The sequence below is a fragment of the Trichococcus sp. TS_SC_9 genome (assembly GCF_056156325.1).
Window position 1 is genome coordinate 2449100 of the sequence record NZ_CM149591.1, and the last position, 24499, is coordinate 2473598.

The following is a 24499-nucleotide window of genomic DNA, read 5'->3' on the forward strand; positions in this document are numbered from 1 at the left end:
TTATGAAAAAGAATATTCAGGAGGAATCATAGAATGGCACAAGTAACAGCTAAAATGGTTAAAGAATTACGCGACATGACAGGCGTAGGCATGATGGATGCTAAAAGAGCTCTAGTAGAAGTCGATGGCGACATGGACAAAGCGGTTGACTACTTAAGAGAAAACGGTATGGCTAAAGCAGCTAAAAAAGCTGACCGTATCGCTGCTGAAGGACTTGCAAACGTATTTGTTGACGGAAATACAGCCGTAATCGCTGAAATCAATGCAGAAACTGATTTTGTTGCGAAAAACGACAAATTCCAAAACTTGGTAGCTGACATTACAGCAATCATCGCTAAAAACAAACCAGAAACTGTGGAAGCTGCTTTAGCAATCGAAACTGCTGAAGGTACATTAAACGATGTTATCTTGAGCGCTACTACAATAATCGGCGAAAAAATTACTTTGCGTCGCTTTACTATCGTTGAAAAAACGGATGCTGATGCTTTCGGTGCATACTTACACCAAGGCGGACGTATTGCTGTATTGACATTATTGGAAGGATCTGCTGATGCGGATGCTGCTAAAGACATCTCTATGCACATCGCTGCCATCAATCCTAAATATGTTTCGCGCGACGAAGTTTCTCCAGAAGAACTTGAACATGAAAAGAAAGTTCTGACTGAACAAGCATTGAACGAAGGTAAACCAGCCAATATCGTTGAAAAAATGATCGTAGGCCGTTTGAACAAGTTCTTGAGCGAAATTTCATTGAACGATCAACCTTTTGTTAAAGATCCAGATCAAACAGTTGGACAATTTGCTGCTTCTAAAGGCGGCGCTGTTAAATCATTCGTTCGCTACGCTGTAGGCGAAGGTATCGAAAAACGTTCTGTGGACTTTGCAGAAGAAGTAATGAGCCAAGTTAAAAAATAATGAAAATTGCCCCTTAATTGGGGCTTTTTTATCATAGTCATAAGCCTGATTGATCAGGGGTCAGCCAATTACGGAGGGAAATATAGAATGAGTGAACCAAAATACAAACGCGTTGTTTTAAAACTAAGCGGTGAAGCTTTAGCGGGCAACACTGGTTTCGGAATCAATCCGCCGACGATCGAAGAAATCGTTAAAGAAATCAAAGAAGTACATGACTTGGGCGTGGAAATGGCTATCGTTGTGGGCGGCGGCAATATTTGGCGCGGCACGACAGGCGCTGAAATGGGCATGGAGAGAGCGCAAGCCGACTATATGGGTATGCTTGCGACTGTCATGAATTCTTTGGCTTTGCAGGATGCACTGGAAAATGCAGGCGTTCCGACCCGTGTTCAGACTTCCATCGAAATGAGACAAATTGCCGAACCTTACATCCGCAGACGTGCTGTCCGTCATCTTGAAAAAGGACGCGTTGTGATCTTTGCTGCCGGTACCGGCAATCCTTACTTCTCTACTGATACGACAGCAGCCCTTCGTGCCGCTGAAATCAATGCTGATGTTATTTTGATGGCTAAGAACAATGTTGATGGGGTTTACTCATCCGATCCGATGAAGGACTTGAACGCAACAAAATTCTCTGAATTGACTCATTTGGATGTTATTTCCAAAGGACTGCAAGTAATGGATACTACAGCAAGCTCATTAAGCATGGATAACGACATCCCGCTAGTTGTGTTTAACTTAAACAGACAAGGGAATATTCGCCGTGTTATACTTGGAGAAGATATCGGAACGACTGTTAGGGGGAAATAATCATGGTTAAAGAAATCCTGGATAATGCGACCGACAGAATGAAAAAAACAGAAGCTGCATTGATTCGCGAACTTGGCTCGATTCGGGCAGGCCGCGCGAATGCTAGTCTATTGGATCGCATCGAAGTGGAATACTACGGAACGAACACGCCGGTGAATCAATTGGCTTCCATCACGATTCCTGAAGGACGCATGTTGCTGGTGACACCTTACGATAAATCCAGTATCGGTGATATCGAACGCGCGATTTACCAAAGTGACCTTGGCATCAACCCAGCCAATGACGGGAGTGTCATCCGTTTGGTGATCCCGGCACTGACTTCAGAGCGACGCAAAGAGTTGGCAAAAACCGTCGGCAAAGAAAACGAAGCGGCTAAGGTCTCTATCCGTAATATTCGCCGCGATGCCATCGAAGCGTTGAAAAAAGCAGAAAAGAACAAAGAAATCACAGAAGATGAGTTGCGCACCTATGAAAAGAAAGTGCAAGAGTTGACCGATAAATCTTCCAAAGAAATCGACAAAATAACAGCGGACAAAGAAAAAGAAATTTTGGACGTTTAAAATTTCATCCGTTGAAAAAGAGCCAGGGCACAAATCATTTCGAATGATTTGTGCCCTGGCTTTTTTAAATCAGCCCTCCTACTTAAAAATTTTATAATTTCCTGTTAATCATAGGAATTCGGGCGGGTTTTTGTTAAAATATAGAGAGTTATGAAAAAGTGAGGGATAAAGCATGGCTCTATTCAAGAGTGAGAATCCAAAAACAGAATTGCCGTTCGATGAAAACGGCAGCGTTCCAGCCCATATCGCCATCATCATGGACGGAAATGGCCGTTGGGCAAAGAAAAAATTGATGCCGCGTGTCTATGGACATAAAGAGGGCATGAACACCGTGAAAAGGATAGCCATAGAAGCAAGCCGCCTTGATGTAAAAGTGTTGACGCTCTATGCTTTTTCAACAGAAAACTGGAAACGTCCGACTGATGAAGTCAATTTTTTAATGGGTTTGCCCATCGATTTTTTTGATGTGTTCATGCCGGAATTGATGCAGAACAACATCAAAGTGACGACCATCGGCTGGATCGATCAACTGCCCGAAAAGACACTGAAAGTCGTGCAAAATGCGATTGAAAAAACGAAAGACAATACCGGCTTGATTCTGAATTTCGCATTGAATTACGGTTCCAGGGCTGAAATCCTCCAAGCGACGAAAATGATTGCGGGTGATGTCGCATCGGGAAAGCTTTCGGCAGACGAAATCACCGATGAAATATTCGCCGGATACCTATTCACGAGCGGGCTTGGTGAATGGCAGGATCCCGATTTGCTGATTCGCACCAGTGGGGAAATCCGGTTAAGCAACTTTTTGCTCTGGCAGGCTGCGTACAGTGAAATGTACTTCACGGAAGAATTTTGGCCTGATTTTTCAACAGCCAGCTTGCGGGCTGCGCTAGCAGAATATCAGCATCGCAATCGCCGCTTCGGCGGCATATAGGGAGGATACCATGAAGGAAAGAGTAATCACAGGCATAGTGGCTGCCGCCGTTTTTATCCCATTTTTATGGGTTGGAGGACTGGCGTTGCAACTGCTTATGACAGCAATAGGATTGATAGCTGTCCAAGAATTACTGAAGATGAAAAAGCTGACCATTTTCAGCGTGGAGGGAATCATCACCGCTTTGGCGACCGTCCTTTTGATGTTGCCGGAATCCTACTTGCATTTCATCCCAGACGGCATCGATGCGATGCTTTTGATTTATTTGGAAGCATTGATCCTGTTCGTATTCACAGTGTTCTCAAGAAATGATTTCACCTTCGACGATGCAGCTGCTTCCGTTCTGACTTCCTTATATGTCGGAAGAGGATTCTATTACTTTATGCAGACAAGGGATATCGGATTTTGGATGGTGCTTTTAGTGCTGTTCATCATCTGGGGAACGGATATCGGCGCTTATATGATCGGAAGAAAAATTGGCAAGAACAAATTGGCACCGGCAATCAGCCCCAATAAAACGATCGAAGGCTCAGTCGGCGGATCGATCGCGGCAGTGCTGATCGCCATCGTGTTTTTCCACTACTACAATCCGTTGGGTTTATCGATGGGCCTCCAGATTATGTTGGCAGTCCTGCTTTCGGTCTGCGGGCAGATGGGTGATTTGGTCGAATCGGCATTCAAGCGCCACTTTGGCGTCAAGGATGCCGGGAAGATATTGCCCGGACATGGCGGTATGCTCGATCGTTTTGACAGCACTCTTTTTGTGATGCCTGTGTTCCATATTTTTCTGCATTTCATATTTTAAGAACGGGAAGTCAAGATACAGAAAGGGAGGGATTACATGCTTCAGACAATCATAACGTTCATTATCGTGTTCAGCATATTAGTGATCATCCATGAATTCGGCCATTTCTATTTTGCGAAAAAAGCGGGTATTTTGGTTCGTGAATTCGCAATCGGTATGGGGCCGAAAATCTTCTCTCATCGCAAAAACGGAACGACCTATACGATCAGAATGCTGCCTATAGGCGGATACGTGCGGATGGCAGGCATCGGAGATGAGGATACCGAGTTAAAACCCGGTATGCCGCTTAACATATCGCTTGACGAGGCACAACAAGTCACTCAAATAGATTTAAGCAATAAACAGCATTTGCATGCTGTTCCGATAGAATTACTGGAAGCTGATCTGGAACAGGCGCTCTTCATTAAGGGCATCATTCCGGGAAGTTCGGAACCCGTTACCTATGAAGTCAAACGCGATGCGACAATCATCGAAGCGGATGGAACAGAGGTTCAGATCGCGCCCATCGATGTGCAATACCAATCAGCTCCCTTGCTGAAACGGATGATGACAAACTTTGCCGGACCGATGAATAATTTTATTTTGGGTATTGCGGTATTCATCACGATTGCGTTCGTGCAAGGCGGCGTTACGGTCAACGATAATCGCCTAGGCGAAATCCAACCTGACAGCCCGGCGGAAGCAGCCGGATTGCGGGAGGATGACGAAGTCTTGGCTGTGAATGGCGAAGAAATCGCTGAATGGACGGAACTGGTTGCATCCATCCAAGCTAATCCGGGCAATGAAATCACACTAACAGTTGTGACTGAAAATCAAGAAGCGCGTGATGTGCTTATCACGCCCGAAACGAAAACCGATGAACAAGGCAATGATTATGGGCTGATCGGTGTTGCTCCTCCTATGGATCGCACGGTGATGGCTAAAATCAGTTACGGTTTTGAAGAATTTTGGTTGATAGCCACTTCCATCTTTGGATTGGTCTTCTCCATGTTCAGGACCGGCTTCCAAGCCGATTCTTTCGGCGGGCCTGTCGCCATCTATGCGGCAACGGAACAAGTCGTTGATTATGGCTTTCTGAGCGTGCTCAGTTTCTTGGCCTATTTGAGCATCAACCTCGGTGTCGTGAATCTATTGCCGATTCCGGCATTGGATGGCGGGAAACTGCTGCTGAACGTGGTGGAAGGCATCAGAGGCAAGCCGCTGGATCCTGAGAAGGAAGGCATCATCACTGCTATCGGAATGGGGCTTTTGCTCCTTCTGATGGTCATCGTCACTTGGAACGACATCCAAAGATTTTTCTTTGGGCAATAAGTAGGAAGTTAATAAGAAGATTCAAAGAAAGGAAAGTTCATTCTTTGGATCTTTTTGTTTGTTAGTTAAGAAGGAGCGATCAAATGGCATTATCGAAACATGAATTGTTCCAGCAGATGCTGGAACAGATAAATCTGCATCACAAGCCGGAGTATCTGCCGTATTTTGAAAACGGGGAAATCGAACAGGTCATCGTGCATAAAAAATCCAAATTATGGTCCTTCCAGTTCGTTTTTGACAACGTTCTGCCTTTCGAAGTGTTCAATGCTTTGATGAACCATATGAAAATAAAGTTCCAATCCATTGCAACGATCGATTTTCAAATCAAAACAAGGAAACCAATCTTGACGAACGAGAGTATTCTGGATTATTGGGAAACGGTCGTCCAGCGAAGCAACATATCCTCGCCGCTTGTCCAGACGCTTTTTGCCAAACACACGCCCGTCGTCCTGAACAACAAAGTTGTGATCAATGTTGAAAATGAGATCACCAAAAATCATTTAGCGGACAACTATCTGTCCGTTATCCAACAAAATTATCTCGTCTTGGGGTTCCCGAGTTTCCAGATTACGATTGAAGTGGACGAAGAAGCATCCGAAGCCAGAATGGCGCAATATCTGGCAAGAAAACAAGAGCAGGATGAAATGTTGGTCAAACAAGCAGAAGAAGCCATCAAACAAAACCAACAGGACAGACAACGCAGCGACGGCTCGCAGTCGAAAGGCGGCAACAACGGTCCCCTGCTGATCGGCAGACAAATTTCAGGCAAGGAAGAAATCAAGCAGATGGCTTCGATCACCGAAGAAGAGCGTTCCGTTGTCATCGAAGGTTACATTTTCGACAGCGAAATCCGTGAACTGCGCTCCGGCCGAAAACTGCTCGTATTCAAAATGACGGATTACACTTCCTCGTTTTCGGTGAAGCTGTTCTCGTCAAATGAAACAGATGAACAGAACTTCGAGCTGGTCAAAAAAGGCATCTGGGTGCGCGTACGCGGGAGTGTCCAAGAAGACACATTCATGCGTGACTTGGTTGTGAATGGCCGCGACGTCAATGAGGTGGCGCATGCGGAACGGAAAGATCGTGCGCCTGAGGACGAAAAAAGGGTCGAATTGCATCTGCACTCAAATATGAGTCAAATGGATGCCACCAATGGCATCGGTGATTTTGTCAAACAGGCAGCAAAATGGGGGCACAAAGCCATCGCGTTGACTGACCATGCCGCCGCGCAAGGCTATCCCGACGCCCATGCAGCCGGGAAAGCGAATAACGTGAAAATATTGTACGGGGTTGAAGCTTACGTCGTCGATGATGGTGTTCCGATTGCCTATAATCCGGTCCATGAGGATCTCAGCGAAGCAATCTATGTAGTTTTCGACGTGGAGACGACGGGCTTGTCGGCAGTATACGATAAGATCATCGAGTTGGCTGCCGTAAAAATGTACAAAGGAAATGTCATCGAGACATTCGAAGAGTTCATCAATCCAGGGCATCCGTTATCTCAGACGACCATTCAATTGACCGGCATAACCGATGACATGGTGCGCGACTCCAAACCGGAAAAAACGGTGTTGGAGGAATTCGCGGCATTCTCAGAAGGATCCATTCTTGTAGCCCACAATGCCAGTTTTGACATGGGCTTCCTGAACAACAGTTATGAACGCCATGGTATGCCAGAGGCGCCACATCCGGTGATTGATACATTAGAAATGTCCCGTTTCCTGCATCCGCAGTTGAAATCCCATCGTTTGAATACGTTGGCGAAACGCTATGGTGTCGGCTTGGAACAGCATCACCGAGCAGTATATGATTCAGAAACAACCGGGGCACTCTGCTGGATATTCCTGAAGGAAGCACGCGAAGAGCATAACATCTTGTTTCATGATGACCTCAACAAATATATTGGCGGCGGCGATTCTTACAAACGTGCACGGCCGTTCCATGCAACGATTCTGGCAAAAAATCAAGATGGGCTGAAGGACCTGTTCAAAATCATATCAGCTTCAAATATCGAGTATTATTACCGGACACCGCGTCTTCCGCGCAGCGTCCTGCAGGCGATTCGAGGAAACTTATTGATCGGTTCTGCCTGCAGCGCAGGCGAGATCTTCGAGGCGATGATGCAAAAAGGGGCAGAGGTGGCAAAGGAAAAAGCCAAGTTCTATGATTACATCGAAGTCATGCCGAAAGAGGTTTATGCACCGCTCATCACGAAGGAATTAGTCAAGAATGAAAGCGATCTGGAGGATATCATCACTCAAATCGTTGCCATCGGGGATGAACTGGGAAAAACGGTCGTCGCAACCGGGAATGTCCATTATCTGAACAAGGAGGACGCCATCTACCGGGAAATATTGATTGGGTCCTTGAAAGTGAACCAAGGGAAAGTTCTGCATATGCCGGAAGTCCATTTCCGGACGACAGATGAGATGTTGGACTGCTTCTCTTTTCTGGGAAAAGAGAAGGCCAAGGAAATCGTCATATATAATACCCAAAAAATTGCTGACAGCACTGAAGTGATCGTTCCGATCAAGGATCAATTGTATACACCGAACATGGAAGGTGCGAACGAGGAAGTCACGCGACTTTCCTATGACGAAGCCAAGCGTCTCTATGGCGAAGAACTCCCAGAACTGGTCGAAAAGAGGCTGGAGAAGGAGCTCAACTCGATCATCGGCAACGGCTTCTCGGTTATCTATCTGATTTCCCAAAAATTGGTGCTGAAGAGCAACCAAGACGGCTATTTGGTTGGTTCCCGGGGCTCGGTCGGCTCAAGTTTCGTAGCCACCATGACCGGGATAACGGAGGTCAACCCTTTGCCGCCGCATTACCGCTGTCCGGAATGCAAATATTCCTATTTCTATGAAGACGGATCGATTGGTTCCGGCTACGACTTGGAAAAAAAGGACTGCCCGAAATGCGGGACAGACATGGACCGCGATGGGCACGACATCCCGTTCGAAACCTTCCTTGGTTTCTACGGAGACAAAGTACCCGATATCGATTTGAACTTCTCAGGGGAATATCAAGCGCAGGCCCACGCCTATACCAAGGAGCTTTTTGGGGAGGAGTATGTGTACCGTGCCGGGACGATCGGTACCGTTGCGGACAAGACGGCCTTTGGATATGTAAAAGCCTATGAACGGGATCATAACTTCAGATTCTCATCGGCTGAAATCGATCGGTTGGCAAAAGGCTGCACGGGCGTCAAACGGACGACCGGACAGCATCCCGGTGGCATCATCGTCATTCCGGACTACATGGACGTCTATGATTTTACACCTATCCAGTTCCCGGCAGATGCCCAGGATTCTGAGTGGAAAACGACCCACTTCGACTTCCACTCCATCCATGATAACGTGCTGAAATTGGATATACTGGGACACGACGATCCAACCGTAATCCGCATGCTCCAGGATCTATCCGGAATCGATCCGCAAACAATCCCGCCTAATGATCCGGATGTCATGAAGATATTCAGTGGCACCGAAGTGTTGGGTATCACGCCGGACCAGATATTCAGTAAAACCGGAACCCTCGGAATACCTGAATTTGGTACGCGCTTCGTCCGGGGAATGTTGGAGCAAACGAGTCCAAACACCTTTGCAGAGTTGCTGCAAATTTCGGGCCTTTCCCACGGGACGGATGTCTATCTGGGCAATGCCGAAACGCTCATCCGTGAGAACAACATCCCGCTGGCGGACGTTATCGGCTGTCGTGACGACATCATGGTATATCTGATCCATCACGGCATGGATGACGGTCTGGCCTTCAAAATCATGGAAAGTGTCCGTAAAGGGAAAGGGATTCCTGATGATTGGCAGGCGGACATGAGGGCAAAAGAAATACCCGAATGGTACATCCAATCGTGCCTGAAGATCAAATATATGTTCCCGAAAGCCCATGCTGCCGCGTACGTCTTGATGGCTTTGCGCGTTGCTTATTTCAAAGTGCACCAGCCAATCCGTTATTACTGTGCCTTCTTCTCCGTGCGCGCGCAGGATTTCGATTTGGTCGCGATGACGCAAGGGAAAGAAATGATCAAGACCCGCATGAAAGAAATCATGGATAAGGGTTTGGAAGCCTCGGTCAAGGAAAAAAGTTTACTGACCGTATTGGAATTGGCGAACGAAATGGTCGAGCGCGGCTTCACCTTCAAGATGGTCGATCTCGATAAATCGCATGCAAATAATTTCGTGATAGAAGGGGATACGCTGATTGCACCATTCCGGGCTATTCCGGGATTGGGCGGCAACGTGGCGAACCAAATCGTTCAAGCGAGGGAATCCCAACCGTTCCTGTCCAAAGAGGACTTGGCCACGCGAGGGAAAGTTTCAAAGACGATCATCGATTACATGAATGAAAATGGCGTGTTGAAAAACTTGCCTGATGAAAATCAACTTTCTTTATTTGATTTTTAGGGGAAGGCTATTCCAAAGCCATTAGATTGGTAAGTCCTTGCATTTACTGACACAATGGTGTATGATTATATGAGAATAAGTCGTCGGATGGAGTGAGCGGAAACGCTCACTCTTTTTACGCAGTCAGCCAATGTATGACAGTGGTGTAGGATTGATAAAGGAGGATTTCTGTGAGTCGTGTAGTAGATGAAGTTCGAGTAGTGGTTCAACCAATAGTTGATGAACAGAATTTAGAATTAGTGGATATGGAATTTTTGAAGGAAGGGAAAAACTGGTTCCTCAGAATCTATATAGATAAGCCAGGCGGCATCGATATCGAAGAGTGTGCATTAATCAGCGAAAAGGTCAGTGAAGCGTTGGATGCCATCGACCCTGACCCGATCCCGCAAGCGTATTTCCTGGAGGTGTCCTCACCAGGAGCAGAGCGTCCATTAAAGACTGAAGCAGATATGCAGAATGCCATCGGTAAATACGTGCATCTGTCCTTTTATCAGGCGATTGATGGTGAGAAATTCTACGAAGGAACGTTGAAGGAAATAAATGACGAGTCCGTCGTATTGACGATCAGAATCAAAACCAGAACAAAAGATATCGAAATCGAAAGAAAACAGATCGCAAACGCAAGATTGGCTATCCAATTTTAATCATTTTTTTGAGATAGGAGTGAACGAATAATATGAGCAAAGAAATGTTAAGTGCTCTTGAAGTGTTGGAAAAAGACAAAGGTATTTCAAAAGAGATTGTCATCAGTGCGTTGGAAGCTGCGCTTGTGTCTGCATACAAACGTAATTATGGTCAGGCCCAAAACGTTGAAGTGGAATTCGATACGAAAAAAGGGGACATCCATGTCTACGCTGTTAAAGAAGTAGTGGATATGGTGTTTGATTCGACTTTGGAAGTAAGTCTGGAGGATGCTTTGCAGATCAATAAAGCATACGAATTAGGCGACAAGATCCGTTTTGAGGTCACTCCCAAAGATTTCGGAAGGATTGCCGCTCAGACAGCCAAGCAAGTCATCATGCAACGTATCCGTGAAGCGGAACGCAGCATCGTCTACAATCAATTCATCGCATATGAGAATGACATTTTGACGGGTGTCGTCGAAAGAATGGACAGCCGGTACATTTACGTGAGCCTTGGGAAAATTGAAGCGGTATTGTCCAAGCAGGAGCAGATTCCGAATGAAACGTTCCAGCCGCACGACCGCATCAAAGTGTACATCACAAAAGTCGAAAACACCTCGAAAGGGCCGCAAGTTTTTGTCAGCCGCAGTCATCCCGACTTGCTGAAGCGCTTGTTTGAGCAAGAAGTTCCGGAAATCTTCGATGGTGTAGTCGAAATCGTTTCGATCGCCCGTGAAGCTGGAGACCGTTCAAAAGTAGCCGTGCGCTCACGCGATAAGAACGTCGACCCTGTCGGAACCTGCGTAGGACCAAGAGGTCAGCGTGTCCAAGCAATCGTAAACGAATTGCGCGGAGAAAATATGGATATCGTTGAATGGAATGAAGATCCGTCGATTTACATCGGAAATGCATTGAATCCAGCACAAGTCGTGAATGTAGATTTTCATCAAGCGGACGGCAGTTGTACTGTCATCGTTCCGGATTATCAACTATCATTGGCAATCGGTAAAAAAGGTCAAAATGCGCGCTTGGCGGCAAAATTGACAGGCTATAAAATCGATATCAAGTCCGAAACGGAGTATAATAAGTTATTGATGGAATCCGGTGCTCAAAAAGTTGCAGTCGATGATGAAGATGCTGATATGCTTCATTCTTTCGCTGGCTTGGATAAGATGTTCCCGGCTGAGGAAGTCGCTGAAGATATCGCTGTTCCAGCGGAAGAAACGGATTATGCGGAAGCATACGAAAATGATGAACAAATCCTTGATCCTGAAGATGTAGAGCAGCTGATCTCGGAAGTCGAGACAGATCCGGAACAAAGCTATGATGAACTAGCAGAGGACCATCAAGACTAATCAGTGAGGTGAAGGTTTATGAAGACAAGAAAAGTTCCGATGAGGAAATGTGTCGTCTCCAACGAGATGAAACCAAAAAAAGAATTAGTCCGAATCGTAAAAAATCAAGCAGGTGAAATCGCCATTGACCCTACTGGCCGCATGAATGGTCGTGGAGCCTATGTCTCTCTGGAACCTGCATTGGTGCAGAAAGCTTGGAAGCAACACATTTTGGACAAACATCTTGAGACCGCGATCAGTGATGCTTTCTATCAAGAGTTGTTCGATTATGTTGAACACCAAAAAGCAAGGAGCTTATTATGACACCTGAAGATAAGATGTTGAATTTGCTGGGCTTGGCATTGCGCGCCGGCAGATTGATCACAGGTGAAGAAATGACCATCAAGTCCATCCAAAAAAATGAAGCAGTCTTCGTCCTTTGTGCGACGAACTGCAGCGATAACACCAAAGAAAAATTAGAAAACAAATGCCGCTATTATGAAGTCCCGTTCCTAGTGCATTTCACTTCGGAACAAATCAGTCAAGCAATAGGCAAGTCCCGTTCCATTTGCGCCTTGACCGATAGAGGATTCGCCAAAAGTTTCATGCGGCTGAAAGGAACAAAGTAATGAGATAAGGGAAGGTGATGACATGGAAAAAAAACGTGTCTACGAGTATGCAAACGAACACAAGATACCAAGTAAAACGGTGTTGGATAAAGCAAAACAATTGGGGATCGATTATCATAGCCATATGTCAACCATGGAAGACGGAGACATCAAAAAGTTGAACCAATCCATCTCTTCCCCTGCGGGAAACCAGGTTGCCAAGCCAAGTGCACCGCAAACCAATGCGACACAGAACAAGCAACCAGCAGACAACAAAAAGTCGCCTGCAACCGGAACACATAAACCTACTGATAAGAGTGAACTGAGGAAAAAAACAGACATGAAAGATAAACCATCGAATCCTTCTCCGAATCAAAAAAACGGTTCCGAAAATAAAGGACAAGCAAGAAACGCTTCAGAAAAGAATACAAATCGGCCGGCGCAAGCCACAAGCCAAGCTGGACAAAATCGTCCAAATACTAAAATGAATCGAGTTGACTCTGTTTCGCCAAACAAATCAAATGATAAACCAGTGCAGAAAACTGCAAACACTAATACTACTACTAATGCGCCAGCCAAATCAAGCCGTCCATCTTACGGTCAAAATTCAGGCGGATCCAATCCACGCAGTCAAGGAAATCAAGGGAGAGGCAATAATCCCTACAACAAAAATAAGCGCTCAAAATTCAAAAAAGGCGCCACCAAGCAAGGACCGGCAGTACCGCCACGCAAATTCCGCGAGTTACCGGAAACTTTCGTCTATACAGACGGCATGAATGTAATGGAAGTTGCCAAAAAACTGCACCGTGAACCAGCGGAAATCATCAAAAAATTATTCCTGATGGGCATCATGGTCACTCAAAACCAAGCATTAGGCAAAGACGCTTTGGAATTGTTGGCTACTGATTATGGCATCGAAGCCGAAGAAAAAGTCGTTCAGGATATTTCCGATTTGGACAGCTATTTCGAAATCGAAGAAAATCCGGAAGACTTAGTCTCAAGACCACCTGTTGTAACTATCATGGGTCACGTCGATCACGGTAAAACGACGCTTTTGGATTCACTGCGCAATACAAACGTAATCCAAACCGAAGCAGGCGGAATCACGCAGCATATCGGCGCTTATCAGGTAAAAATCGATGGCAAGCCGATCACGTTTTTGGATACACCTGGACATGCTGCCTTCACGACCATGCGTGCCCGCGGAGCGGATGTCACAGATATCACGATCATCGTTGTCGCAGCTGATGACGGTGTGATGCCACAGACAATCGAAGCTATCAGCCACGCAAAAGCGGCTGATGTTCCTATCATTGTTGCCGTGAATAAAATCGACAAACCGACTGCAAATCCAGATCGCGTTATGCAGGAACTATCCGACCAAGGTTTGGTTCCGGAAGCTTGGGGCGGCGAAACGATTTTCGTCAACATCTCAGCTAAGTTCGGTCAAGGGATCGAAGAATTGTTGGAAATGATTTTGTTGGTTGCTGAAGTCCAGGAATTGAAAGCTAATCCGAATCGTTTAGCGATCGGTTCCGTAATCGAAGCCCGTTTGGATAAATCCAAAGGACCGATTGCTACCGTGTTGGTGCAGTCAGGTACTTTGAAAATTGGCGATCCGATCGTAGTCGGTTATACTCATGGTCGCGTCCGCGTAATGACCAACGATCAAGGCAGACGCGTAAAAACGGCTGGACCTGCAATGCCTGTCGAAATCACAGGTTTGAATGCAGCACCGCAAGCCGGGGATCACTTTGTTGTCTTTGAAGATGAGAAGACAGCGCGTCAGGCCGGTGAAGAACGTGCGAAACGTGCCCTTATGGAACAACGTTCAACGCAGAATCGCGTGACTTTGGATAACTTGTTCTCCAGCTTGAAAGACGGAGAACTCAAAGATGTCAATGTCATCATCAAGGCTGACGTGCAAGGTTCAGTTGAAGCCTTGGCTGCGAGCTTACAAAAAATCGAGGTCGAAGGTGTCCGCGTCAAGATTGTTCACTCGGCGGCAGGCGCAATCAACGAGAGTGACGTTACCTTGGCGGCAGCCAGCAACGCGATCATGATCGGATTCAATGTCCGTCCGACTCCTCAGGCGAAAATCCAAGCGGACAGTGAAAATGTGGACATCCGTCTGCACCGTATCATCTACAACGCCATCGATGAAATCGAAACAGCGATGAAGGGCATGCTGGATCCTGAATTCGAAGAGCAAGTAACCGGTCAAGCGCTTATCCGTGAAACTTATAAAGTTTCTAAAGTCGGCACAATCGGTGGAGCTTTCGTAACGGATGGCTACATCGGAAGAAGCAGCAGTATCCGTATCATCCGCGACAACATCGTCATTTTCGACGGCAAACTTGCCAGCTTGAAGCGATTCAAGGATGATGCCAAAGAAGTTAAAAAAGGCTTCGAATGTGGTGTGATGATCGAAGATTACAATGATATCCGCATCGATGATGTCATCGAAGCATACCATATGGTTGAAATCAAGAAATAAATCGCAACAGCAATAAAGCAAGTGAGAGGTGAACCGATATGGCTAATTTCAGAGCCGGAAGAATAAAGCAAGAAATACAACGCGAAGTGAATGATATCCTGGCTAAGCGTGTAAAAGATCCGCGTGTTGCGAATGTGAACATCACTGATGTGGAAATCACCGGTGATTTGCAACAAGCAACCATCTATTACAGCACATTGTCGGAACTTGCCAGCGATCGTGAAAAAACGCAACTAGGATTGGATAAGGCTACTGGCCTTGTCCGCAAGGAACTAGGGACGCGTCTGACACTTTACAAGACACCAGAATTGATCTTCAAACGAGATGAATCGGTGGCTTACGGCAGCAAGATCGATGAATTGATCCGCAAGATGCACGAGGACGAAAAAAAATAGATTTCATATTTTCGCACTAAAAGACAGACACAACGATCGTAATGATCATTGTGTCTGTCTTTTTTTGCATAACGATCACAAATCAGCTCCTAAAGGCACATAAAATTGCCCGGAGTAGATTTTTGCGAGCGCATTGACTCCAGAATGCGTCGTTTGACTATACGTGCTTACAGATCAAATTTAGCGGGTTTTAGAGTTGGGTCCAATCTGTTCTAACCGAAATGCCATATATTGGAAAATGCAAAAGAAGGATATGGCAAAATTAAAAAAATATTCTGGACAGCTCCTGATTGCGGGAAGCAATCTGATTGGTTGGGATTTTCTAATCATTAAGTGGTGAAACTGCCATAAAGTCAACTGATCGCCAATTATCCATTTAATCGATCCGGCCTAGAGTATCGTACAAATTGCGAATGATGTGAAGGTAAAAATCCGTAAACCAAAAATGGAAGCGCTATATACGAATTATTTTGTGAATAATCGAATTAACATTAAGAAATTGCTATTGTAATTTGTTTCTAACTTTGCTTTAATAAAAGTTAAATATTACACAATGGGGAGATCCAAAAAATGATTGAATTTAAGAATGTCAACAAGTATTACGGCAGTTTCCACGCTTTGAAAAATATCAATGTCAGGTTTAATCAAGGAGAAGTGACCGTCATACTTGGTCCATCTGGTTCCGGTAAAAGCACCTTGATCCGCTGCATCAATGGATTGGAGGAAATATCCGAAGGCGAATTATTGATCGAAGGGGTTAATATCCACGACAAAAACACCAACATCAACTTGATCCGTCAGGAAGTCGGTATGGTGTTCCAGCATTTCAATTTATATCCGCATAAAACAGTGTTGGAAAATATCACTTTGGCTCCGATCTTCAAGTTGAAGAAATCCAAAACAGAGGCTATCGAGCAGGCCGAAAAACTTTTGGACAAAGTGCAGCTGTTGGATAAAAAGGACATGTATCCGAATCAGTTGTCCGGAGGGCAGAAACAGCGTGTCGCAATTGCGCGCGGTTTGGCAATGAATCCGAAAGTGCTGCTGTTTGATGAGCCGACTTCTGCACTGGACCCTGAAACGATTGGAGAGGTATTGAAGGTCATGTCGGACCTTGCCAAAGAGGGGATGACGATGATTGTGGTGACCCATGAAATGGGCTTTGCGCGCGAGGTTTCCGACCGTACGTTGTTCATGTCAGATGGCGAAATCCTGGAAGACCGCCCGAGCGAGTCCTTTTTCTTGGATCCTCAAGACGAACGAGCCAAGCAGTTCCTCAGCAAAGTTATCAACCACTAATTTAAAGTCGAAAATAAGGAGCAATGGTATGATTAAAGTTACGAAGAAAAAAGTGCTCTTGACAAGTGCGCTGTCGCTGCTTCTGATGAGCGGCTGCATGAAAGTTTCGGATAAAAGCGTGATGGAGCGCATAGAAAGCGGGGACAAGAAAATTGTCTGGGCCACCAACGTTACCACACCCTTAGTAGGGCAATTGAATGTAGAGACAGGTGAAGTAGCCGGGTATGATTCTGATGTTGCGCGCGCGCTGACTGAAGTGATCACTGGGTCTGCTGAAAATGCGGTTTTTGTTGAGGTATCTAGTCAGAACCGGGTGGCATTTGTAAAGAACAACATAGCGGATGCCGTCATCAGTACGATGACGATTACAGACGAAAGAGAAAAGCAAGTTGATTTTACGGACTCCTATTATATCGGCGGTCAAGCATTGATCGTGCCCGAGGACAGCGAAATCCAAGCGATCGAGGATTTGACTGCCGACACGATTGTCGCAGGAGCCAAAGGAACAACGATGATGATCAATATGAAGACGATTGCGCCGCAAGCCCCGACAAGGGAATATGACACGGAATCCGAAGCCTTTACGACTTTGATTGCCGGCCAAGCTGATGCCTACACATCCGACAATGTCGTTTTGATGGGGATGATGTCGAAAACGGCCGGTTTCCGATTTGCCGGCGGAAGAATCACCGATGAACCATACGGAATCGCGCTCAACGAGGATGAGGACGCATTCCGGGAAGCATTAAACGAAGCAATCGCAATCATTCGAGAAAACGGCACTTTAGCGGAAATCGAAGATAAGTGGTTCGGCGACTATTACTAAGGAGTGCGAAAAATGATTGAAATATTAACGGAGCATTATAGTACATTACTAACAGCTTTTTGGCACACTTTGGCCATCAGCATGGTTTCGATGCTGCTGAGTTTGCTTTTCGGAACCATTTTGGCCATGTTCCATGTTGCCAAGAACAAGACTTTGAATAAAATCAGCGGCTATTACGTGGAATGCTTCAAAAATATTCCGCTGCTGGTCATCACCATGTTTTTCTACATTGCCATTCCGATGGCGTTGGACATCAAAGTGAACGGAATGATTGCCGGGGCGATCGGCTTGGTCATCTACTCGACCTCGTTCATCGCGGAAATCGTGAGGACCGGAATCCAAGCGGTACCGGCCGGCCAGCTGGAAGCTGGGCTTGCTTCAGGCTTCTCCTACTGGGAAACGATGTACCATATCGTATTGCCGCAAGCTTTCAAAATCGTCATCCCGCCGTTAGGGAATCAATTCATTACCTTGGTGAAGGATTCCTCGGTTTTAGGCTTCGTAGCCGGAATGGATTTGATGTACTACGGGGACCTAATAGCAGGCGAAACATTCAATATGATGGGCTCCTATCTGGTCATCAGCATGTTCTATGTGATCATCACGCTGCCTTTGAATTACCTGATGGCGCATATTGAACGAAAAATGGAAATGGCATAGGGGGACAATGAAGATGTTTGATATTACAGGTGCCTTGTCAAATGGCAATTTTATTTATCTGATGAAGGGCGTAGGCAGCACACTATCTTTCTCCGTACTGGCCATCGCAATCAGTTTCATCATCGGCTTAGGACTCGGGGTCATCCGTTACATGAAGGTTCCGGTCGCGTCGAATGCTCTCGGCTTCCTTATGGACGTCATCCGCAGCGTGCCTTTGCTCTTGATTATCGTGGTCTTCTATTTTGGTTTTCCGCAGTTAGGCTATCGTTTCAGTGCCTTTGGAGCGGCATTGATCGCCTTCGTTGTGTTCGAATCATGCATGATCGCAGAAATCGTACGCGCCGGACTGAAATCAGTCGCAGTGGGGCAAATGGAAGCGGGGCTTTCGACTGGGTTCACTTTTGCCGAGACGATGCGGCACATCATCATACCGCAAGGCGTCCGTTCGATGGTTCCGTCTTTGGTGTCGCAATTCATTTCTTTGATCAAGGATACCTCCCTGACGACGATCATCTCGTTTTCGGAGCTGACTTATCGCTCAAAGATCATCTATTCGATGGATTCGGCCTATGTATTGCCGATGTACGTCATCATGGCTTTCCTGTACTGGATCATTTGCCACACGCTTTCGAAGGCTTCCAAACGCTTTGAAGTCGATTATTGATTCTACTTATTGAAAAAATGAAAAGAATAGGGTCCCGGGATAAAACCGGAATCCTATTCTTTTGTCTGCGTTTCCGTCTGATTGGGCGTCCCTGCTGCAATGTAGATGGCTTGTTTGTCCATCTGTTCCCAGGTCAGGATAAAGTTCTGCCGATCGACTTTCAAAAAAAATACGATTTTGATGTTAAAATAGGATTGACCTACCCTATCTTTATTGTCCATAATGATAAAAGTCAGATTGAAGAATAAATGGACAACAATAAAGTTGTCTGATGGAGGATATTATGATCTGGAGTAAGATGAAGCCGCTGCTGGAGAACTTCCTCGCGCCTGCGATGGCGGACAGAGTGGGGTACCTATCCACTAGCTACCGCTATTCACCCGATAAAAACGGCCAGTGCTGCATAGCCGTGGACAATAAAAAAATCTTCAACATGAAGGACGGAACGACTGGGATGAAGTGGTACCAGTCGGAACAGGATATCAAAAATGATCCCGCCGTCGTGATTCCGCTCAGCGAGGCCGAAATTGAGCATATCAGGCAGGAAACCGGCGGAAAAGTGCCGGAAGAACGGTTGGCAGTGATCGCGAGGGACCGCAAACTGTTGGCTTACGCGAAGGATACGATTGCCGCCCAAGTGGCTTTAAGCAAATCTGATTTCTACAAAACCGCAAATGTGTTTCTTACCCAACCCATCGAAGCCAGTCTTGCCAGTACGGATATATTATTGAATTGTTTGGCGTTGCTGGACAGGCGCATCGGCAAAAAGCGAATCATGGACATGGAAAAATCCGTAAAAATGAAGCATCCGATTGTGCAATACTTCTACAGCTTAAGACGCGCCGCGATTTAGTGGCTGGTGCAGAAACAAAAAAGGAACCGCTCAAGCTAGTCAGCTGAGCGATTCCTTTTTTGTTTCAGTAAAATCCGTTAATTAGTTTCAAACAATAATTGTGCCCGTTTCTTTTCGAACCTTTGGTAAATACCGCTGCCGAGAAGCCCGAAGAGAATCGGTCCAATGATCAGCAACAAGGCTTGGACATATTCTCCGGTATGGAACGGCTGATACACTTGGAAAGTGATGGCGATTAAGGTAGCCGTGCAGACGCTCAGCGAGCAAAGGTACCCTTGCCAGTGCGAAGCAATCAATGAATGCTTCAGCAGTCCAGGGTTCTTGATGCGATAGAACGGATAACTTGCGGCTACGACGAAATATGGAATGGCGCGGGCTACATTTGTCATATAGGTCAATTGATTGAATAATGCACCTAAAATGGTACTATTTAAAGATAATCCAATGATGCATACAGAAACAACCCCGGCTTGGATCCAAAGCGCCGTTTGCGGCATTTCTTTTTGATTGATTTTTGTCAGGAATTGCGGCCAGATTTCCTTTGGCGTTCCTTGAATCAAACTTTTTAACGGAGTGTAGGTGATGGACGACAACAACCCAATATAGGCTACGAACAAGGTAAAGGCAGTGTAGCGTATGAACGCTTGATAAAGGAACGTCTGAGCGGCTGCTGAAAGACCGAATGAAATGCTGATGTTATTGGCCAGGCTACCCATCAAGCCGTACATCAGATTCCCCAGGTGAAATTGATCGGTTTCGCGCAGCACATTCAGGTTGTTTGCGCCGCTCCAAAGCATGATGCCACCGAAATAGAGGACGACGATGATCGCGGCACTGATGATCAGCGCTTTTGGGAATTTCTTTCTTTGTTCGCCGGATTTGTCGACCAGGCTGGCGATTGTGTCGAGCCCGCCGAATGCGGTGATGGCGAAAATAAAGAAGGGCAACTGCGAAAGGAATGAGTCACTGGTTCCTTTGAAGAAACTCGGGGCGGCCAAACTCTGTTGCATGTTTTGCAAGATGAGTTGCGGATTGTTCACCATCAGCAACAGGTTGCCAATCCCGGAAATGAGCAACAGACCGACCATTGCATAACTACTTGTCTTCAGAAATGAAAAGACGGCTTGGTGTCCACGGTTGATCACCCAAGTCATGCAGAATACGGCGAAAAGCGAGAGCACCATGATCCAGTACGCTGTGTCGATTCCGAACCATTGCTCGGCGGAGGTCAAATCCTGTCCGAAAAGCATGATGGTAAATGGAATCAACAATTTCATGAATAGGCTGATGATCCATGTGAAATAGCTGCAGTACCACAGGAAAGCCGTGATGAAGGCGACTTTGGGTGAAAAAGCATCTTTCAGCCAAGCATATATGCCACCGGTGCGATTCGAATAACTTCGCGTATATTCTGATACAATAAGGGCATAGGGGATAAAATAAAAAAACGCGCTGATCAAAAACCAAGGGAATGCTTTCAGACCCATCATGAAAAAAGAGGACGACATACTTGAAAAAGAGTATACTGTCATGACGATGATCAGAATCAGATTGAAAAATGATAGACTTTTGATTTGTTTCATAATAAACTCCTTAGTAAATAATTTACTTCCAACAATTGGTATCATCATAGTAACTTTTTGGAAAAAGGGCAACAGAAATCCACAGATTTCGAAAAATATAGGGAATTGGAGTAGTGAACTATGTCACAAATGGATGTGTGGTTGGAAGAGCAAAGAAAGGAATGGCAAGCGGATTTTTTGGGTTTGGCCCAGGATGTTGCCCCGCCCTGCCAACAAACCGAATTGCGCTGGACGCATGTAGCCGGAAATACAAGTGATCACTACAAATCCATTCGCTTGCGGATCGGCAAGGGCATCGCTGGTGAAGTTTGGCGCACAGGCAGGGAACAACGCGCCACTGATATTCAATCAGACAGTCAAAATCTTTTGAAGTATCCAATCGCAAGGCTCGAGCAGCTAGATATGACAATCGGTATTCCGATAATGAAGAACGGCATCATCCGAGCAGTTTTGTTGCTGGGGTACCGCAAACCGATCGATTCCGATAGGCCAGACGTGGTTGCTGTCTATGCAGGTTTGCCAGGTTTAACGGCCCTGTTGGAAGAGGTGGGGCAAATAGATGACTAATCTGAAGGAACGCATTCCCCAATTTTTGCCCCAACCGACTTGGCTCATGGATGCTGACTATAATGTAGTCGAAAAAAATGCCCAGGCAGAAAAGTTCGAGAAAGATTATGTTGTTTTAATGGAATATGCGGTGCAGGTAGCCAAGGGCACTTGTTGCGCTTTCCATACCGATAAAACAGCATGCAAAAACTGTCCGCTCGAGAATAAATGGGCTGCCTCGGATGGTTTTCCCATTACTTTTATGGGCCGCGACGGGGTGTCTTATGAATTTTTCGGAAAACTTGTAAAAAGGGAACACCATTGGATTCTCGAGATCCGCTATATCGATAAACCCTTCGAATCGGAGGGAAAAAGCATGCTGACATACTTGAACGAAGCACGAGAGAGTGAGCAAAAAAGGATTGCGCGCGAACTCCATGATGGGATTGCCCAGAGCATCTACAGCTTGATGCTTGAAACGAGAGGGCTGAAGTGGACGCCTATTGAAGATCATCAGCAAAAGCTTCAAGCAATCGACCGTCATTTCGCGGACGTATTATTGGAAATCAAAAGTTTGGCTACCGAATTGCGACCGAGTATTTTGGATGATGTCGGGCTTATCCCGGCGATAAATCAGTTTGTCGAACAGACAATGGAAATGACAGGATTCGTCATCCATGTTAACGTTGACGGGGAGCGGAATGCTCTCACCGGACGAGGGAATGTTGTCATCTACCGCAGTATTCAAGAGGCAATCTCAAATGCTTTGAAATATTCCGGAGTGAACGAAGCGAGCCTCACCCTTAATTTTGGCCATGAGGAACTGCGTGTCACGATTGCGGACGAAGGTAAAGGGTTTATTTACGATCCTTATCATCTCGGATTCGGTCTGCTGAATTTGCGGGAACGCGCCCACTCTGTAGGTGGAAAAATAGAAGTCGATACAGGTATAGAAAAAGGGACACGCATCACCATGAGCGTGCCTTATAAGGAGGGGTTGGCATGAAAATCATTATTGCAGACGATCATGCACTGGTGCGTAACGCGCTGACCTTCATGTTGAACGCGCAACCGGACATGGAAGTCGTCGGGGACGCCGCTGACGGCAATGAAGTTTTCATGAAGCTGGAAAATACGCTGGCGGATCTGGTGTTGATGGACATCAGCATGCCTCCAGGGGAAAACGGTTTGCATACAACGCGTCGAATCAAAGAAACGCATCCGGATGTCAAAGTGATTGTCTTGACGATGCATGATGAGGAAAGTTACGTGAGGGAAGCTTTGAATGCGGGAGCTGATGGTTTCATCCTCAAAAGCACAACCGACGACATCTTATTGGACGGCATCCGGAAAGTCCATGCCAATCAACGTTACTACAGTGGCTATCCAAGCGACAGGTTGGATGAGATGGATACGTTTGAGGGCGACAGTCTTTACGCGAGTCTTTCGAAACGTGAAAAAGAAGTCCTTCCGCTCGTCGCTTTAGGGCACAACAATCGGGAAATAGCCGAAAAACTGTACATTTCCGTCAAAACGGTAGAAGTCCATAAAGCAAACATCAGGAAAAAACTGAAGGTCGACAGTTACGCCGATCTTTTGCGTTATAGTGTGAAAAACCATCTGGTCGATTTCTAGGAGGAATAAGATGAAAATCGGAATCATATACGTGCTTCACGGCAGAAAAACCAGCATACCTCAAAAACTTTTTGATATCGTCAAAGATTTCAGTGACAGCTTGGATCTGCCCCAAGCGATCGGAATGCTGGAAGGGCAACAACAGACATTGGAGGACGCAATCCAAGAGGTGGAAAAACAAAAGGTGGACAAAATTATTGTTGTTCCTGTTCTGCTTTTCCCGGCCACGCACGCCCGCGAGGATATCCCGCAGCGCATGCAGTCATGCGCTGCGGTTCCGTTTGAAATCAGCGAGACACTGGGGACGACGAAAGCAATCTATGACTGGTTGAAAGACCGGTTGCAGGAAGCCGCCGAGAGCCACCCTACGTTCCCGGTCATGTTGGTCGCGCACGGCACGACCCATTATCCTGAACCCGGCGAACAACTAAATAGGATCGCGTCGGCTTTGAGCTCCGATTTGGGGCGCGAAGTTTACGCGACCAATCATTTGGGGGAACCGCATTATCAGGCGATTTCCGGAGAAGACCCCTTCATCATCCAAAGGCTGTTCTTTACAGACGGCTATTTGGCCAAAAAAATAGGATTCTGGTTCGAAAAAAATCGGCCTCAGGATGTGCTGCTGGAGCAGTTGCTCGATTCGGAGGCAGTCCATAAGGCCCTTAAGGAACGGTTGGAGGATGCTGGATGTATCCGATGATGGTCGACATCAGCAAACGGAAAGTCGTGGTGGTAGGCGGCGGCAAGATTGCTACGCGGAAATTGAAGGAATTGATCCTTTGCGGCGCTAAGCCGACCATCATCGCCCCTGCCGTCAGTCCGGAAATCCAGGAGTGGGCAGCAAGTGGCAAAGCAATACTGGTCGGACGCGCCTACCAAACCGGCGATCTATCAGGGGCGAATTTCATTTTCATCTGCACGGATCATCCGGCAACAAACAAAGCGGTACGATCGGACGCCGGTCCGCATCAGCTCCTTAATGATACGACCGACCACAGCAACAGCGACTTCATCAATCTCGCGACGCTGCGCCAAGATGACTATCTCGTGGCTGTCTCCACCTACGGGAACGACCCGCGGAAAGCCAAACAGATACTTCATGAAATAGCCGAAAAAATAGCTGAAAACACAAATCCGACTCAAGCCTAGTGCTTGAGTTTTTTTGTTACGGCGGGAGCTTTGCGGAGCGGTGACGACCACGGGAAACCAGGTGGTACGAT

Annotated in this window: 25 protein-coding genes; 23 read left to right on the forward strand and 2 right to left on the reverse strand. The window is 46.3% G+C overall.

The genetic code is table 11. The annotated features are described in order from the left end of the window. The first annotated feature begins 33 nt into the window (after positions 1–33). From tsf to AC0J5I_RS12095, 17 genes are all read left to right on the forward strand, one after another. Entirely contained in the window at positions 34–915 is an 882-nt protein-coding gene (tsf, locus tag AC0J5I_RS12015; RefSeq protein WP_107995200.1) for a translation elongation factor Ts, read from the forward strand. An 87-nt stretch (positions 916–1002) separates the two neighbouring features. After that, positions 1003–1725: a UMP kinase gene (gene pyrH / locus AC0J5I_RS12020; RefSeq protein ID WP_086627869.1), complete on the forward strand. Its 723-nt coding sequence runs from the start codon at positions 1003–1005 to the stop codon at positions 1723–1725. Between the two features lie 2 nt (positions 1726–1727). Then, on the forward strand, positions 1728–2285 hold the full coding sequence (frr, locus tag AC0J5I_RS12025; protein ID WP_107995201.1) for a ribosome recycling factor: 558 nt from the start codon (positions 1728–1730) through the stop codon (positions 2283–2285). 172 nt (positions 2286–2457) lie between these two features. Beyond that, positions 2458–3219 carry an isoprenyl transferase gene (locus tag AC0J5I_RS12030; protein ID WP_107995202.1) on the forward strand — a complete coding sequence of 254 codons (762 nt, stop codon included), beginning with the start codon at positions 2458–2460 and terminating at the stop codon, positions 3217–3219. A 10-nt stretch (positions 3220–3229) separates the two neighbouring features. Continuing rightward, positions 3230–4024, forward strand: a complete 795-nt coding sequence (locus AC0J5I_RS12035; RefSeq protein ID WP_107995203.1) for a phosphatidate cytidylyltransferase — start codon at positions 3230–3232, stop codon at positions 4022–4024. A 36-nt stretch (positions 4025–4060) separates the two neighbouring features. Beyond that, positions 4061–5335 carry an RIP metalloprotease RseP gene (rseP, locus tag AC0J5I_RS12040; protein ID WP_475300089.1) on the forward strand — a complete coding sequence of 425 codons (1275 nt, stop codon included), beginning with the start codon at positions 4061–4063 and terminating at the stop codon, positions 5333–5335. 83 nt (positions 5336–5418) lie between these two features. Beyond that, positions 5419–9756: a PolC-type DNA polymerase III gene (locus tag AC0J5I_RS12045; protein WP_475300094.1), complete on the forward strand. Its 4338-nt coding sequence runs from the start codon at positions 5419–5421 to the stop codon at positions 9754–9756. 170 nt (positions 9757–9926) lie between these two features. After that, a complete protein-coding gene (rimP, locus tag AC0J5I_RS12050) occupies positions 9927–10400 on the forward strand; it encodes a ribosome maturation factor RimP (protein WP_107995206.1) in 474 nt (157 codons plus the stop codon). 32 nt (positions 10401–10432) lie between these two features. Beyond that, the gene (gene nusA, locus AC0J5I_RS12055) at positions 10433–11734 is read left to right on the forward strand and encodes a transcription termination factor NusA (RefSeq protein ID WP_107995207.1); all 1302 of its coding nucleotides are present in this window, start codon (positions 10433–10435) and stop codon (positions 11732–11734) included. Positions 11735–11752: 18 nt separating this feature from the next. Continuing rightward, complete coding sequence (gene rnpM / locus AC0J5I_RS12060) at positions 11753–12037, forward strand: RNase P modulator RnpM (protein ID WP_106449474.1); 285 nt, start codon at positions 11753–11755, stop codon at positions 12035–12037. Continuing rightward, positions 12034–12342: a L7Ae/L30e/S12e/Gadd45 family ribosomal protein gene (locus AC0J5I_RS12065; RefSeq protein ID WP_475300106.1), complete on the forward strand. Its 309-nt coding sequence runs from the start codon at positions 12034–12036 to the stop codon at positions 12340–12342. The genes rnpM and AC0J5I_RS12065 overlap by 4 nt, the downstream gene beginning before the upstream one ends. A 22-nt stretch (positions 12343–12364) precedes the next feature. Beyond that, positions 12365–14818 carry a translation initiation factor IF-2 gene (gene infB / locus AC0J5I_RS12070; RefSeq protein ID WP_107995209.1) on the forward strand — a complete coding sequence of 818 codons (2454 nt, stop codon included), beginning with the start codon at positions 12365–12367 and terminating at the stop codon, positions 14816–14818. A gap of 38 nt (positions 14819–14856) precedes the next feature. After that, positions 14857–15213, forward strand: coding sequence for a 30S ribosome-binding factor RbfA (gene rbfA, locus AC0J5I_RS12075; RefSeq protein ID WP_086627880.1), 357 nt, complete (start codon positions 14857–14859; stop codon positions 15211–15213). A gap of 570 nt (positions 15214–15783) precedes the next feature. Next, positions 15784–16512, forward strand: a complete 729-nt coding sequence (locus AC0J5I_RS12080; RefSeq protein WP_107995210.1) for an amino acid ABC transporter ATP-binding protein — start codon at positions 15784–15786, stop codon at positions 16510–16512. A 28-nt stretch (positions 16513–16540) separates the two neighbouring features. Next, positions 16541–17338: a transporter substrate-binding domain-containing protein gene (locus tag AC0J5I_RS12085; RefSeq protein WP_475300116.1), complete on the forward strand. Its 798-nt coding sequence runs from the start codon at positions 16541–16543 to the stop codon at positions 17336–17338. 12 nt (positions 17339–17350) lie between these two features. Next, a complete protein-coding gene (locus tag AC0J5I_RS12090; protein ID WP_107995212.1) occupies positions 17351–17998 on the forward strand; it encodes an amino acid ABC transporter permease in 648 nt (215 codons plus the stop codon). 7 nt (positions 17999–18005) lie between these two features. After that, positions 18006–18662 (forward strand): amino acid ABC transporter permease, encoded by a 657-nt coding sequence (locus AC0J5I_RS12095; protein WP_107995213.1) that lies wholly within the window; start codon positions 18006–18008, stop codon positions 18660–18662. Between the two features lie 53 nt (positions 18663–18715). On the opposite strand, the gene AC0J5I_RS12100 is transcribed toward AC0J5I_RS12095, so the two are convergent. Further along, on the reverse strand, positions 18716–18883 hold the full coding sequence (locus AC0J5I_RS12100) for a hypothetical protein (protein WP_159072144.1): 168 nt from the start codon (positions 18881–18883) through the stop codon (positions 18716–18718). Between the two features lie 62 nt (positions 18884–18945). Here AC0J5I_RS12100 and AC0J5I_RS12105 point away from each other — a divergent pair, with 62 nt between their 5' ends. Then, a complete protein-coding gene (locus AC0J5I_RS12105) occupies positions 18946–19515 on the forward strand; it encodes an SF0329 family protein (protein WP_475300126.1) in 570 nt (189 codons plus the stop codon). A gap of 77 nt (positions 19516–19592) precedes the next feature. Here AC0J5I_RS12105 and AC0J5I_RS12110 read toward each other — a convergent pair whose 3' ends face one another. Then, positions 19593–21098, reverse strand: a complete 1506-nt coding sequence (locus tag AC0J5I_RS12110) for an amino acid permease (protein WP_475300131.1) — start codon at positions 21096–21098, stop codon at positions 19593–19595. Positions 21099–21218: 120 nt separating this feature from the next. Here AC0J5I_RS12110 and AC0J5I_RS12115 point away from each other — a divergent pair, with 120 nt between their 5' ends. The 5 genes from AC0J5I_RS12115 to AC0J5I_RS12135 are packed head-to-tail and all read left to right on the forward strand — an operon-like array spanning position 21219 to position 24428. Next, complete coding sequence (locus tag AC0J5I_RS12115) at positions 21219–21665, forward strand: GAF domain-containing protein (RefSeq protein WP_475300135.1); 447 nt, start codon at positions 21219–21221, stop codon at positions 21663–21665. After that, complete coding sequence (locus AC0J5I_RS12120) at positions 21658–22650, forward strand: sensor histidine kinase (RefSeq protein ID WP_475300139.1); 993 nt, start codon at positions 21658–21660, stop codon at positions 22648–22650. Before AC0J5I_RS12115 ends, AC0J5I_RS12120 begins: the two co-directional genes overlap by 8 nt. Beyond that, positions 22647–23279, forward strand: coding sequence for a response regulator (locus tag AC0J5I_RS12125; protein ID WP_107995219.1), 633 nt, complete (start codon positions 22647–22649; stop codon positions 23277–23279). Before AC0J5I_RS12120 ends, AC0J5I_RS12125 begins: the two co-directional genes overlap by 4 nt. Positions 23280–23289: 10 nt before the next feature. Beyond that, positions 23290–23979, forward strand: a complete 690-nt coding sequence (locus AC0J5I_RS12130; RefSeq protein ID WP_475300144.1) for a sirohydrochlorin chelatase — start codon at positions 23290–23292, stop codon at positions 23977–23979. Beyond that, positions 23967–24428 (forward strand): precorrin-2 dehydrogenase/sirohydrochlorin ferrochelatase family protein, encoded by a 462-nt coding sequence (locus AC0J5I_RS12135; RefSeq protein WP_107995221.1) that lies wholly within the window; start codon positions 23967–23969, stop codon positions 24426–24428. Before AC0J5I_RS12130 ends, AC0J5I_RS12135 begins: the two co-directional genes overlap by 13 nt. Positions 24429–24499: the final 71 nt, after the last annotated feature.